Consider the following 13,330-nt stretch of genomic DNA (forward strand, 5'->3'; position numbering starts at 1 on the left):
GGGTGTCAGCTCGAATCACCGACCCCGAGCAGCTCAAAGAGCTCCTCGGCATCCCGTTCACCACGGAGCAGATGGCGTGCATCACCGCACCGCCTGCCCCGCAGGTCATCGTGGCCGGAGCCGGTTCGGGCAAGACGACGGTCATGGCCGCGCGCGTGGTGTGGCTGGTCGGCACCGGGCAGGTCGCCCCCCAGCAGGTGCTCGGCCTCACCTTCACCAACAAGGCGGCCGGTGAACTCGCCGAGCGCGTCCGCAAGGCGCTGATCCGCGCCGGGGTGACCGACCCCGACGTCATCGACCCCGACAACCCTCCCGGCGAGCCCAGGATCTCGACGTACCACGCCTTCGCCGGGCAGCTCCTCGCCGAGCACGGTCTGCGCATCGGCCTCGAACCGACCGCCCGCCTCCTCGCCGACGCCACCCGCTACCAGCTCGCCGCGCGCGTGCTGAGGGAGGCGCCCGGCCCGTACCCGGCGCTCACCAAATCCTTCCCGTCCCTGGTCAGCGACCTGCTCGCGCTGGACGCGGAGCTTGCCGAGCACCTGGTGAAACCGGCCCGCCTCGCGACGTACGACACCGAGCTCCTGAACACCCTCGCGTCCGTCAAACTCTCCAACGCCGACCTGCGCAAGGTCCCCGAAGCCGCCGGCGCCCGCCTCGAACTGCTCGAGCTCACCACTCGCTACCGCGAGGCCAAGCGCAGCCGCGACCTCCTCGACTTCGGTGACCAGATCGCGCTCTCCGCCGAGCTCGCGCTCACCAGCGAGGAGGCCGGCCGGATCCTGCGCGAAGAGTTCCGGGTGGTCCTGCTCGACGAGTACCAGGACACATCGGTCGCACAGCGCCTGCTCCTCTCCGGCCTGTTCGGCGGCGGCACCGGGCACGCGGTGACGGCGGTCGGCGACCCCTGCCAGGCGATCTACGGCTGGCGCGGCGCGTCCGTCGCCAACCTCGACGACTTCCCCACCCACTTCCCGTACGCCGACGGGCGCCCCGCCGACCGCTTCTCGCTCAGCGAGAACCGCCGCAGCGGCGGCCGCCTCCTCGACCTCGCCAACGGCCTCGCCGTCCCTCTCCGTGCGATGCACGAGGGCGTGGAGGCCCTGCGCCCGGCCCCGGGCGCGGAGCGCGACGGCATCGTCCGCTGCGCGCTCCTGCCCACCCACGCGGAGGAGATCGCGTGGCTGGCCGACTCGATAGCCCACCTCGTCCGCACGGGCAAGGAGCCCGGCGAGATCGCCGTCCTGTGCCGTACGGCGGGCGACTTCGCCGAGATCCAGGGCGCTCTGGTGGCCCGCGACGTACCGGTCGAGGTCGTCGGCCTCTCCGGGCTGCTGCACCTCCCCGAGGTCGCCGACCTCGTCGCGGTCTGCGAGGTGCTCCAGGACCCGGGTGCCAACGCCTCGCTCGTACGCATCCTCACGGGCCCGCGCTGGCGCATCGGCCCGCGCGACCTGGCGCTGCTCGGGCGTCGCGCGCGCCTGCTGGTCCACCGCGCGCCGGGGGCCGACGCGGACGCCGACCCCGACGGCAGGCTGGCCGAGGCCGTCGAGGGCGTGGACCCGGCGGAGGTCATCTCCCTCGCTGACGCGCTCGACACCTTCCTGGAATCCGGCGGAGGTACGGACGACGGCCTGCCCTTCTCGGCGGACGCCCGGGTCCGCTTCGCGCGCCTCGCGGCCGAGCTGCGTGACTTGCGGCGCTCGCTCGCGGACCCGCTCATGGACGTACTCCACAGAGTGCTGGCCACCACAGGCCTGGAGGTGGAGCTGTCCGCCTCACCGCACGCCCTGGCCGCGCGCCGGCGCGAGACGCTGAGCAACTTCCTGGACACGGCGGCGGGGTTCGCGGCGCTGGACGGCGAGGCGAACCTGCTGGCCTTCCTCGCCTTCCTGCGTACGGCCGCCCAGTACGAGAAGGGTCTGGACAACGCCCTGCCCGGCGGCGAAAACAGCGTCAAGGTCCTCACCGCACACAAGTCCAAGGGCCTGGAATGGGATGTCGTGGCGGCGCCGGGCCTGGTCACGGGCCACTTCCCGAGCGAGCAGTCCCGCGACTCGTGGACCTCCCAGGCCAAGGTCCTGCCGCACGCGCTGCGCGGCGACGCGAAGACGCTCCCGGACGTGGGCGTCTGGGATGCCAAGGGGATCAAGGCCTTCAAGGACGAGATGAAGGCCCACCAGCACACGGAGGAACTGCGCCTCGGGTACGTCACGTTCACGCGCCCGCGCTCTCTGCTGCTCGGCTCGGGCCACTGGTGGGGCCCGACCCAGAAGAAACCGCGCGGTCCCTCCGGCTTCCTACGGGCGCTGTACGACCACTGCGCGGCCGGATTCGGCGAAATCGAGGCGTGGGCGGACGAGCCGGCGGAGGACGAGGAGAACCCGTCCCTGCACGAGTCTTCGGCCGACCGGGTATGGCCGCTGCCACTGGATCCGACGTCCATGGCCCGCCGCCGCCGTGCGGCGGAGACGGTCATGGCCCACTTGGCGGCCCTGGCTTCGCGCCCGACGGAGACTGCCGCCGACACCGACGGGGACTTCGCCCCCGCCCCGGAGGACTGGGACACCCTCCTCACTGAGCCCCTTGCGGCGACCCCGGGCCAAGCCCCCACGACAGTCGGGACCGGCAGTGCGACGGACGCCGCGACCCGCGCGGAGGGCGATGTCGATGGCCTTGCTGACGCGTTTTACGACGATGACGGCCCCGAAATGGCGGACTGGGACACGTTTCTCACGGAGCGCCCCGCGGCGGCGTCCGCCCGAGGCTCTGCGGAGGGCGAGACCAGCACCGCGCCTCGCGCCGAGGATGACATCGACGGTGCTGCCGACGTGTTCTACGGCGATGCGCAGGACCCGGCGGACTCGGCCGGCGGGCCCGCCCTGCCACCCCGCGTCGTCCCCGCAGCTCGGACGCACTCGGACTTGGACGCGCACTCCCACGTGCGCGACGCCGAAGCGCCCGGCGCCCGGGAGCATGACCTGACCGCGCCCGCCCACGACACCGTGCCCGCACGCCGCCACCCGGCGGACCCGGCGACGGAGTCCGCCGGGGCTCTCGGCGGGCGGCGCCCGGCGGGCGAGCGGGCGATCACCGGGGGGCCCGGGGGGCCTGGGGGGCCTGGGGAGTCTGCTCCCCAGTTCCGGGAAGGGGCGGGTCAGGGGAACGCCCCCCTCACCCCCGAAGAGGCCCGAGCCGTCGCCTCCTGGGACCGGGACCTCGACGCCCTCGCCGGGGAGCTCCGCCGTGCCCGCGCCACCACCCGGGACGTTCCCGTACCGCTCTCCCTCACCGCCTCGCAGCTCCTGCGGCTCGCCGCCGACCCCGACGGCTTCGCGCACGAGCTCGCCCGCCCCATGCCACGCCCGCCCCAGCCCGCCGCCCGCCGGGGCACCCGGTTCCACGCCTGGGTGGAGTCGCGTTTCGAGGAGCTGCCGCTGCCCATGCTCGGCCCCGACGAACTGCCCGGCGGCGACGAGACCGAGGCCGAGATCGCGGACGAGCGCGACCTGGCGGCCCTCAAGGAGGCGTTCGAGCGCAGCCCGTACGCCCGCCGCACCCCGTACCGCGTCGAGGCGCCCTTCCACCTCACCCTCGCGGGCCGCGTGATCCGGGGCCGTATAGACGCCGTGTACCGCGACGAGGAGAGCGGCGCGTACGAGATCGTCGACTGGAAGACGAGCCGCACGCGCGCCGCCGACCCCCTCCAGCTGGCTGTCTACCGCCTCGCCTGGGCCGAGCAGTACGGCCTGCCCCTCGAGTCCGTGGGGGCCGCGTTCCTCTACGTCCGCACCGGAGAAATCGCACGCCCCGCGACACTGCCTGGCCGTGCCGAGCTCGAACGGATCCTGCTGGACGAGCCCGGTCCGGCGGCCGGATAGGCTCGGGAGCATGAGCGACACCCCGGACAGCGTCGTCCGTACGTACATCGACACGCACCGCGCGGCCTTCCTCGGCGACCTCGCCGACTGGCTGCGCATCCCGTCCGTGTCGGCGCAGCCGGACCACGCCGCAGACGTGCGGCGCAGCGCCGAATGGCTGTCCGCGAAGCTCCAGGAGACCGGCTTCCCGGTCACCGAGATCTGGCCCACCGCAGGCGCCCCGGCGGTCTTCGCCGAGTGGCCGAGCCGTGACCCCCAGGCCCCCACCGTCCTTGTGTACGGACACCACGACGTGCAGCCGGCCGCCCGCGAGGACGGCTGGCATACCGGCCCCTTCGAGCCGGAGATCATCGACGGCAGGCTCTACGCGCGCGGGGCGGCCGACGACAAGGGCCAGGTCTTCTTCCACACCCTCGGCGTACGCGCCCACCTGGCCGCCACCGGCCGCACCACCCCTGCCGTGAACCTCAAGCTCCTCATCGAGGGCGAGGAGGAGTCCGGCTCCCCGCACTTCCGCACCCTGGTCGAGGAGCACGCCCAGCGCCTCGCCGCCGACGCGGTGATCGTCTCCGACACCGGCATGTGGTCCGAGGACACCCCGACCGTCTGCACCGGCATGCGCGGCGTGGCCGACTGCGAGATCGAGCTGTACGGGCCCGACCAGGACATCCACTCGGGATCCTTCGGCGGCGCCGTCCCCAACCCGGCCACCGTCGCCGCCCGCCTCGTCGCGGCCCTCCACGACGAGAACGAGCGCATCACGATCCCCGGCTTCTACGACGGGATCATCGAACTCACGGACCGCGAGCGCGAGCTCTTCGCCGAGCTCCCCTTCGACGAGGCCGAATGGCTCCGTACGGCCAAGTCCCGAGCCACTCTCGGCGAGGCGGGCCACACCACCCTGGAGCGCGTCTGGGCCCGCCCGACCGCCGAGGTCAACGGCATCGGCGGCGGTTACCAGGGCCCCGGCGGCAAGACGATCGTCCCGTCCCGCGCCCACCTGAAACTGTCGTTCCGCCTGGTCGCGGGCCAGGAGCCGGACAAGATCGAGCAGTCCGTACGCGACTGGATCGCATCCCGCGTCCCGGCCGGCATCCGCCACGAGATCACCTTCGGCGCCGCCACGCGCCCGTGCCTGACGCCGCTGGAGCACCCCGCACTCCAGTCCGTCGTACGGTCGATGGCCCGCGCCTTCGGCCGGCAGATCCGCTTCACCCGCGAGGGCGGCTCGGGACCCGCGGCGGACCTCCAGGACGTACTCGGTGCACCCGTGCTCTTCCTGGGCATCTCCGTACCGTCCGACGGCTGGCACGCACCCAACGAGAAGGTCGAGCTCGACCTGCTCCTCAAGGGCGTCGAAACCACCGCGTACCTGTGGGGCGACCTCGCGGCGCACTGGCGCGCCTCCTGAACCTGAACATCGCCCGAATCCACCAGGGGGAGTTGGAAGCACCTGTGAGCACCTCGACCGACCACACGGGCCTGACCGCGGCGGCCGCCGGGCTGCCGATCGGGTTCACGGCCCCGAGCGGCATCGACCGCGCCGCGCACCACCGCCTCGACGAGGCCTGGCTGGCCGCGGCGTGGAGCCACCCGACGACCCGCGTCTTCGTGGTCTCCGGCGGACAGGCCCTGATCGACGAGCCCGCAGACAACGCCGACGGGCGCACCGAACTCGTCATGACCCCGGCCTTCGAGGCCCCGGTCACCGAGACGCACCGCTATTTCCTCGGTACGGACGAGGAGGGCGTCAGCTACTTCGCTCTCCAGAAGGACTCTCTGCCGGGCCGCATGGACCAGTCGGCACGCCCCGCCGGCCTGCGCGAGGCCGGGCTGCTGCTCGGCCCGCGCGACGCGGGCCTGATGGTCCACGCGGTGGCTCTGGAGAACTGGCAGCGACTGCACCGATTCTGTTCGCGCTGCGGCGAGCGCACCGTCATCGCGGCGGCGGGGCACATCCGCCGCTGCCAGGCCTGCGGCGCCGAGCACTACCCGCGCACCGACCCCGCCGTGATCATGCTGGTCACGGACGAGGAGGACCGGGCGCTCCTGGGCCGCCAGGTCCACTGGCCGGAAGGCCGCTTCTCGACGCTCGCCGGCTTCGTGGAGCCTGGCGAGACGATCGAGGAGTCGGTGGCCCGCGAGGTCTTCGAGGAGGCGGGCGTCACCGTCGGCCGTGTCGAGTACGTCGCCAGCCAGCCCTGGCCGTTCCCGTCCAGCCTGATGCTGGGCTTCATGGCGCGCGCCACGTCGTCGGAGATCAACGTGGACGGCGAGGAGATCGAGGAGGCCCGCTGGTTCTCCAGGGACGACCTGCGCGGCGCGATCGAGTCCGGCGAGATCCTGCCCCCGTCCGGCATCTCGATCGCGGCCCGCCTGGTGGAGATCTGGTACGGCAAGCCGCTGCCGAAGCCGCTGAACCCGTAACGCGTCACATCCATACGGAAGGGCCCCACGCCGCAGCGTGGGGCCCTTCCGTATGCGTCCGGCACTCAGGCCGTGCCTCAGACGGCCAGCGCCTGCTTGACCTGCGCGAGGCTCGGGTTTGTCATGACCGACTGCTCACCAGCGGCGGGAACCACGAGGACGGTCGGGACCGTCTGGTTTCCGCCATTCGCCTTCTCGACGAAGGCCGCCGACTCGGGGTCCAGCTCGATGTTGATCTCGGTGTACGCGATGCCCTCACGGTCCATCTGGCTCTTGAGCCGACGGCAGTAGCCGCACCACGTGGTGCTGTACATCGTCACTGTGCCCTGCATGTCGTATGCGCTCCTCTGGTTCGCCGGGGTCCGTGTCCCCAGTGCGTCGAAATTCCAGTGAGTCGAACGTACGGGACCCCACCACCATTCCCGCATTAGTACGACCGGTGCCCAGGCCCTGTGGACAAGCGAACCATCCACCTCCCCCGACCTGGCAGCATGGCGGGGTGACAGCAGCAACGCACTCCTCCCTTTTCCCGCAGGCCCCCGACGTCCCGGACTCGGCGGACGCGGTGCTCGAAGGGCTCGACCCCGAGCAGCGCGAGGTCGCGACGGCCCTGCACGGTCCGGTGTGCGTGCTGGCCGGAGCCGGCACCGGCAAGACGCGGGCCATCACGCACCGCATCGCGTACGGCGTGCGCGCCGGGATCCTGCAGCCCGCCAGTGTGCTGGCCGTCACCTTCACCAACCGCGCCGCCGGAGAGATGCGCGGGCGGCTCCGCCAGCTCGGCGCGGGGGGCGTCCAGGCGCGGACCTTCCACTCCGCCGCGCTCCGCCAGCTCCAGTACTTCTGGCCGAAAGCAGTCGGTGGCGACCTGCCCCGGCTCATCGAGCGCAAGATCCAGCTGGTCGCCGAGGCTGCCGCGCGCTGCCGCGTCCGCCTCGACCGCAACGAGCTGCGCGACGTGACGGGCGAGATCGAGTGGGCGAAGGTCACGCAGACCGTCCCCGGCGACTACCCCGCCGCGGCCGCCAAGTCGGGCCGCGACGTCCCGCGGGACGCGGCGGAGATCTCCCAGATCTACGCGATGTACGAGCAGCTCAAGCGCGACCGCGCCATGATCGACTTCGAGGATGTGCTGCTGCTCACCGTCGGCATCCTCCAGGACCGCCACGACATCGCCGATCATGTGCGCAGCCAGTACCAGCACTTCGTGGTGGACGAGTACCAGGACGTCAGCCCGCTCCAGCAGCGGCTGCTCGAACTGTGGCTGGGCGACCGGCCGAATCTGTGCGTCGTCGGCGACGCCAGCCAGACGATCTACTCCTTCACCGGCGCCACCCCCGACCACCTGCTGAACTTCCGCACCAAGCACCCGGACGCGACCGTCGTGAAACTGGTCCGCGACTACCGCTCGACGCCGCAGGTCGTCCACCTGGCCAACGGCCTGCTGAGCCAGGCGCGCGGCCGCGCCGCCGAGCACCGCCTGGAGCTGGTGTCCCAGCGGGAGCCGGGCCCCGAGCCGGTCTACACGGAGTACGCGGACGAGCCCGCCGAGGCCGAGGGCACCGCCCGCCGCATCCGTGACCTCATCGCCGCCGGCGTTCCGGCCGGCGAGATCGCCGTGCTGTACCGGATCAACGCGCAGTCGGAGGTCTACGAACAGGCACTGGCCGACGCGGGAGTGCCGTACCAGCTGCGCGGCGCCGAGCGCTTCTTCGAACGCCAGGAGGTGCGCAAGGCCATCAACGGTCTGCGCGGCGCCGCCAGGTTCGGCAACAACGACTCACTGCTCGACGACGTCGTCGACCTGCCCTCCCAGACTCGCGCCGTCCTCAGCGGCAACGGCTGGACCACGCAGCCCCCGGCCGGCTCCGGCGCCGTACGCGACCAGTGGGAGTCCCTGGCCGCGCTGGTCCGTCTCGCCGAGGACTTCACGAAGACCAAACCCGCCGCTACGCTCTCCGACCTCGTGGCCGAGCTCGACGAGCGCGCGGCCGCCCAGCACGCGCCCACCGTCCAGGGCGTCACCCTCGCCTCATTGCACTCGGCGAAGGGGCTGGAGTGGGACGCCGTGTTCCTGGTCGGTCTCACCGAGGGCATGATGCCGATCACGTACGCCAAGACCGACGAGCAGGTCGAGGAGGAGCGGCGCCTGCTGTACGTCGGCGTCACGCGCGCCCGCCTCCATCTGGGCCTGTCCTGGGCACTGTCCCGCTCCCCGGGCGGCCGGGCCTCCCGTCGCCCGAGCCGCTTCCTGAACGGGCTGCGCCCCGGCTCCTCGGCCCCCGGCAGCCGTGGCACGGGCGGCAGCGGGGGCGCGGTGCGCGGCGGTGGCGGCGTCAGCGGTACCGGCGGCGCGGCCAAGCGCCGGCGTCGCAGCTCCGCCCTGTGCCGGGTGTGCGGAAAGACGCTCACCGACGCAGGTGAGGTGAAACTGATGCGCTGCGAGGACTGCCCCTCCGACATGGACGAGGCGCTGTACGAACGGCTGCGCGACTGGCGGGCCGGCCAGGCGGAGCGGCTGAGCCAGCCCGCGTACTGCGTCTTCACCGACAAGACGCTGATGGCGATCGCCGAGGCGGCGCCGGGCGAGGCGGGAGAGCTGGCCGTCATCTCTGGGGTCGGCGCGCGCAAGCTGGAGCGTTTCGGAGCCGATGTGCTGGCTCTCTGCGCAGGTCAGGACCTTGGAGGGGCCGACGAGGAGGACTGATTCAAACTCGTCGAAAAAATAGTTTGCGCATGCCCCAGGGATCCCCATAGGTTCTTAACCACGGGAACAGCGACTTCTCTGAAGCCCTGAATCCGTGCTGTACTTATCCGAATACGTAGGGACCGGCACCCGTGCCACCAGGTCCCCGAGACGCCGAGAGGAGGCGAGCCCAGTGACCAGCTTCATGAACTTCACCAAAATGACCGATCGCTCGGTCGTCGCCCCCTGCCCGCTCGGCTCCTCGCTCCGTGGCACCGGTGTGTCCGGCATTCCCGCCGTCCGCCCGGCGTCTCTCGCGAGCCTCCCCGTCCTGGTTCTGGCGCGCAATGAGCGACCGACCAAGGCACCGGAAGCAGCAGTAGCAGCGGCACAGGCGAAGGCCTATGCCTTTGCGGCAGCCGGTGCCGGATTCAAGAAGCAGACGACGCAGCACCACACGATGTGGGCCTTCCGTGGGCTCGAACCCTGGAGTGATCCAGCCTGATCCAGGATCAGGCAGGCGCCTCCAGGGCCGCGGAACCCCACCAGGGATCCGCGGCCCTTCTGTTTTGCCCGAACGGGAGAAACAGAGCGGAGGGGCCTCGGGACAGCAACCGCCACCCGGCCGACCGGCCGGAACGACTCGACGAGGAAACAACCACCGTGCAACTCGAAACGCACGCCCCGTCCGTACCGCCTTCCCAAACGATCACCCCGCCCGGTCTCACGGAGGACCCCGCCTTGACTCCCCTCACCGCGCTCACCGCGCTCACCGCGCTCACCGCGCTCGACGACGCCATCGAGAACCTCGGCGTGCCCGTCCCCTGCCGTTCGTACGACCCGGAGGTCTTCTTCGCCGAGTCCCCGGCCGATGTCGAGTACGCCAAGTCGCTCTGCCGCACCTGCCCGCTGGTCGAGGCCTGCCTCGCCGGCGCCAAGGAGCGCCGTGAGCCCTGGGGTGTCTGGGGTGGCGAGCTCTTCGTCCAGGGTGTCGTCGTCGCCCGCAAGCGGCCGCGTGGTCGCCCGCGCAAGAACCCGGTCGCGGCATGAACGTCACCGGAACCATCGACCGACCCCATACGCACGATCCCAAGAAGCAGGCACCAATGACCTCTTCCCCCAGCGAGCCCTTCGGCTCCGCTACCCATGACGTGACGATCACCGGCGCGAACGACTCGCGTCAGAACAGGAACCGCGAGATGCAACTCATCCCAGAAGCCCTGGCCCGTGCCCATATGCAAGAACGCATGCGGGAAGCCGAGGCGGAACACCAGGCCCTGCGCGTGGTCGCCGCCCGGCGGATGCAGCGCCGCGCCGAGCGCGTCTCACTGCGCGCCCGCCGCGCTCTGGCCATGGCGGTCATGCAGTAACAGGCAGGCACCCAGCAGGCCATAGCAGATGGAAGCCCTCCGCGGGGGCCGGTCCTAACCGACCGGCCCCCGCGGTGCGTTGTGCCGGCCGCCGCCCCTCTTCGGGGATATCGTCACTGAGTGCTGAGTTCTCCCGGGGAGGATCCCCGGCCCCCTGAGCAGGCTCCCGACCCCACCGGGCCGGGTGAGGGCGAGACCATCGTGTGCTCCCGCTGCGGCAAGCCCTCCGAGAGCACACCACCGACCTGGACCTGCTCCGTGGAGAACGGCCGCCGCCACTACTTCTGTGACGACTGCGCGCGCGCCAACCTCAGAGCGATCGAGGGCCGGCTCGACTCCCCCTGGTGGTGACCGGACCCGTCCGGTCACGCCCCGGCCGCCGCCCCGTCCGCTTCTTCGGCCTCCTCGGCGAGGAAGCCGGGCAGCCACTCCTCCAGTTCGTGCCGCAGCCGTACGGTCGCACCCAGCTGGCAGAGCACTCCGATGGTGCTCAAGGTCACCCGGTGGATCAGCAGATAGGCCGGCGGCAGATTGAGCTGCTTGCCCAACTGGTGTGCGGGGGAGCGGATATCGGCGATCCGCGCCGCCTGCTGGCGCATCCAGCCCCGGCTGAACGTGAACTCGTCCGCCTGCGCGGGCTCGATGATCGGCAGCAGATAATCCAGCACCGCGTCCGGGTCGAGGTCGATGGAATCCTTCACGAAGCCCTCCTCGCGGAGCAGCTCGTACACCGCCTCGGCCTCACCGTCGATCGTCATCCGCAGCGACGTGCCGATCGTCGCGGGCAGTCCTCCGGGCAGCCGGTCCACGGTGCCGAAGTCCAGCACCCCGAGCCGCCATTGGCCGACCGTCCCGCCCTCGCCGCCCGCGTCCCCCAGGGGCAGCAGCCGGAAGTTGCCCGGATGGGGATCCGCGTGCAGCAGGCCCGTGCGGGCCGGCCCCGAGAAGAGGAAGCGAGCCAGCAGCTGTCCCGCCCTGTCCCGCTGCTCCGGAGTCCCGTCCGAGATCACGTCGGCCATGGGTATGCCGTCGATCCACTCGGTCACCAGCACCTGGTCGCTCTGGTGCACCACATCGGGCACCACCACGTCCGGGTCGTCGGCGAACACCCGCGCGTGTTCCCGCTGGGCCTGTGCCTCGAGCTCGTAGTCCAGCTCCTCCGACACCCGGTCGCGCAGCTCGGTGATGAGCGGCTTGATGTCCATCCCCGGGATCAGGGGGCCGAGCATCCGGGCAAAGCGGCTCAGTTGGTTCAGATCGGAGAGCAGCGCCTCACCGGCCCCCGGGTACTGGACCTTGACGGCCACCTCACGCCCGTCGTGCCATACCGCCCGGTGCACCTGGCCGATCGAAGCGGCCGCCGACGGCTTGTCCTCGAACTCCAGGAACAGGTCACGCCATTGCGATCCGAGCCGCTCCTCCAGCACCGAGTGCACCGTGCGGGTCGGCATCGGCGGCGCGGCTTCCTGGAGCTTTGTCAGCGCCGCCCGGTACGGTCCGGCGACCTCTTCCGGCAGCGCGGACTCGAAGACGGACAGGGCCTGCCCGAGTTTCATCGCGCCGCCCTTCAGCTCGCCCAGAACCTTGAACAGCTGGTCGGCCGTGCGCTGTTGAAGCTCGCGGGCCACTATCTCGGCCGACTTGCCGCCGATTCGCTTGCCCAGGCCCCAGGTGGCTCGGCCGGCGAAGCCCAGTGGCAGTGCCGCCAGCTTGGCGGTACGGGTGACCGCCTTCCGGGGAAGATCAGACATGAGCCCCTCCAAATCCCAGACACCCGTGGCCGCCTGCGACGGTCACCCGGCCATTGTGTCCTGTGGCTCCCCGGCCCCCGAGGCGCACTCCCCCTGAGTCTGCCCACCGGCGCCGCAGGTACAGTCGCTGTGCGGTGACATCCGTTCCTGCCGCCAGTCCAGCAGCGGCATCGACACCTCCCACCGCACCCCCGTAGTGGCAGGCAGCTCACCGTCCAGAAACGACAGGGCGTGCGCCGCGGCCAGCCCCGCCACCGCGGTCGCCAGGCCGATGTCGCAGGCCGGTACGGCCGCGCCGCGGCCGGAACGCCACTGCGCCAGTATCCGCAGCCATCCCGGGTCCCGGTCCGCCCGCCCCCGCGCCATACACCCCGCGCACGCACTCCCGCCCGGCAGCACCAGCGGCCCCACCACTCCCGTAGCTTCGACGACCCCCGCATAGATATGAGGCGTTCCCGAACGAAGCCACGGCTCCGCGGCCACGGGATCGGGCGCGTACGCGGCGGATCCGTCCCGGGGCGCCACGATCACCAGTGACAGCCCCGGCTCGCCCCCGGCCGCCGGCCCCGCCGATCCGGTGGCCTCCGCCGCACGCGGAGGCCGGCCGGGCGCGGCCCGCCGCACCGATTGCCGTGCCGCCACGTCGCGGCGGCCGCCCACCGACTCCGCGCTCAGCCCGCCCGGTGCGACGTCCCACAGCTCCGTACACCCGCCGTCCAGCACCTCGACCCGCCCCACGCCCCCGGCGGCCAGCACCGACGCGATCGTCGCGCCGACCCGCCCGGCGCCCCGCACCTGGACCCGCATCGCGCGCCGCGCCGCCATCCGCCGTGTCCCGCCGCCCGGTTCGGCGTGGACGACCGAGAGCGTTGCCAGATCGGGCCGCAGTCGGTCGAACACGTCGGCGCGCCCCCGCAGCGCTTCCGCCCCCGCACCGCCGGCCGTCGCGTCGTCGATCAGCCCCGCCGCCGTCAGCCGCCCGATCAGGTCGTCCACCCGTCCGTCGGGCAGCCCCATCGCCCGTGCCTCCTCCCGCAGCAGCGGAAGACCGCGTGTCCCGTCGAGCAGCCCGAGGAAACTGCCCGTCGCGGTGTCCACCGGACCCACGGTCACCGCGTGTGCGGACGTCATGCCGAACTGCACTGTCTGCCGGTCCCGCCATGCCCGCCGCAGCGCGGGCTTCACCATCGGATGCATATCGCCGTCCCCCGTCGG

Annotated in this window: 11 protein-coding genes; 8 read left to right on the forward strand and 3 right to left on the reverse strand. The window is 71.9% G+C overall.

The features are described from left to right. The first annotated feature begins 2 nt into the window (after window positions 1-2). Genes AC1P0E_RS22645 through nudC form a run of 3 tightly spaced genes read left to right on the forward strand, consistent with a single transcriptional unit; the run spans window position 3 to window position 6,308 of the window. On the forward strand, window positions 3-3,881 hold the full coding sequence (locus AC1P0E_RS22645) for a UvrD-helicase domain-containing protein (RefSeq protein WP_482743967.1): 3,879 nt from the start codon (window positions 3-5) through the stop codon (window positions 3,879-3,881). Between the two features lie 10 nt (window positions 3,882-3,891). Further along, complete coding sequence (locus AC1P0E_RS22650) at window positions 3,892-5,292, forward strand: dipeptidase (RefSeq protein ID WP_482743968.1); 1,401 nt, start codon at window positions 3,892-3,894, stop codon at window positions 5,290-5,292. Between the two features lie 44 nt (window positions 5,293-5,336). Further along, window positions 5,337-6,308, forward strand: coding sequence for an NAD(+) diphosphatase (gene nudC / locus AC1P0E_RS22655; protein ID WP_482743969.1), 972 nt, complete (start codon window positions 5,337-5,339; stop codon window positions 6,306-6,308). Between the two features lie 77 nt (window positions 6,309-6,385). Here nudC and AC1P0E_RS22660 read toward each other — a convergent pair whose 3' ends face one another. Beyond that, window positions 6,386-6,640, reverse strand: a complete 255-nt coding sequence (locus AC1P0E_RS22660; RefSeq protein WP_482743970.1) for a mycoredoxin — start codon at window positions 6,638-6,640, stop codon at window positions 6,386-6,388. A gap of 233 nt (window positions 6,641-6,873) precedes the next feature. Here AC1P0E_RS22660 and AC1P0E_RS22665 point away from each other — a divergent pair, with 233 nt between their 5' ends. The 5 genes from AC1P0E_RS22665 to AC1P0E_RS22685 all read left to right on the forward strand — a co-directional run bounded on the left by AC1P0E_RS22665 (window position 6,874) and on the right by AC1P0E_RS22685 (window position 10,715). Then, window positions 6,874-9,015, forward strand: a complete 2,142-nt coding sequence (locus tag AC1P0E_RS22665) for an ATP-dependent DNA helicase UvrD2 (protein WP_482745862.1) — start codon at window positions 6,874-6,876, stop codon at window positions 9,013-9,015. Between the two features lie 184 nt (window positions 9,016-9,199). After that, window positions 9,200-9,499 (forward strand): hypothetical protein, encoded by a 300-nt coding sequence (locus AC1P0E_RS22670; protein WP_482745863.1) that lies wholly within the window; start codon window positions 9,200-9,202, stop codon window positions 9,497-9,499. Between the two features lie 158 nt (window positions 9,500-9,657). Continuing rightward, window positions 9,658-10,044, forward strand: coding sequence for a WhiB family transcriptional regulator (locus AC1P0E_RS22675; RefSeq protein WP_482743971.1), 387 nt, complete (start codon window positions 9,658-9,660; stop codon window positions 10,042-10,044). After that, on the forward strand, window positions 10,041-10,364 hold the full coding sequence (locus tag AC1P0E_RS22680) for a hypothetical protein (protein ID WP_482743972.1): 324 nt from the start codon (window positions 10,041-10,043) through the stop codon (window positions 10,362-10,364). Before AC1P0E_RS22675 ends, AC1P0E_RS22680 begins: the two co-directional genes overlap by 4 nt. Before the next feature lie 120 nt (window positions 10,365-10,484). Then, window positions 10,485-10,715 (forward strand): hypothetical protein, encoded by a 231-nt coding sequence (locus tag AC1P0E_RS22685; protein WP_482743973.1) that lies wholly within the window; start codon window positions 10,485-10,487, stop codon window positions 10,713-10,715. Between the two features lie 14 nt (window positions 10,716-10,729). Here the strand turns inward: AC1P0E_RS22685 and AC1P0E_RS22690 are convergent, their stop codons facing one another. Next, on the reverse strand, window positions 10,730-12,115 hold the full coding sequence (locus AC1P0E_RS22690) for an ABC1 kinase family protein (RefSeq protein ID WP_482743974.1): 1,386 nt from the start codon (window positions 12,113-12,115) through the stop codon (window positions 10,730-10,732). A gap of 42 nt (window positions 12,116-12,157) precedes the next feature. Next, the gene (locus AC1P0E_RS22695; RefSeq protein ID WP_482743975.1) at window positions 12,158-13,312 is read right to left on the reverse strand and encodes a ThiF family adenylyltransferase; all 1,155 of its coding nucleotides are present in this window, start codon (window positions 13,310-13,312) and stop codon (window positions 12,158-12,160) included. Window positions 13,313-13,330: the final 18 nt, after the last annotated feature.

Source organism: Streptomyces sp. TRD_SC_5 (genome assembly GCF_056836825.1).

Bases quoted from the DNA above. Each gene is read 5' to 3' on its own strand.
- AC1P0E_RS22670 (WP_482745863.1), top strand. From the start codon at position 9,200: ATGAACTTCACCAAAATGACCGATCGCTCGGTCGTCGCCCCCTGCCCG.
- AC1P0E_RS22690 (WP_482743974.1), bottom strand. From the start codon at position 12,115: ATGTCTGATCTTCCCCGGAAGGCGGTCACCCGTACCGCCAAGCTGGCG.
- AC1P0E_RS22650 (WP_482743968.1), top strand. From the start codon at position 3,892: ATGAGCGACACCCCGGACAGCGTCGTCCGTACGTACATCGACACGCAC.
- AC1P0E_RS22660 (WP_482743970.1), bottom strand. From the start codon at position 6,640: ATGCAGGGCACAGTGACGATGTACAGCACCACGTGGTGCGGCTACTGC.
- AC1P0E_RS22680 (WP_482743972.1), top strand. From the start codon at position 10,041: ATGAACGTCACCGGAACCATCGACCGACCCCATACGCACGATCCCAAG.
- AC1P0E_RS22695 (WP_482743975.1), bottom strand. From the start codon at position 13,312: ATGCATCCGATGGTGAAGCCCGCGCTGCGGCGGGCATGGCGGGACCGG.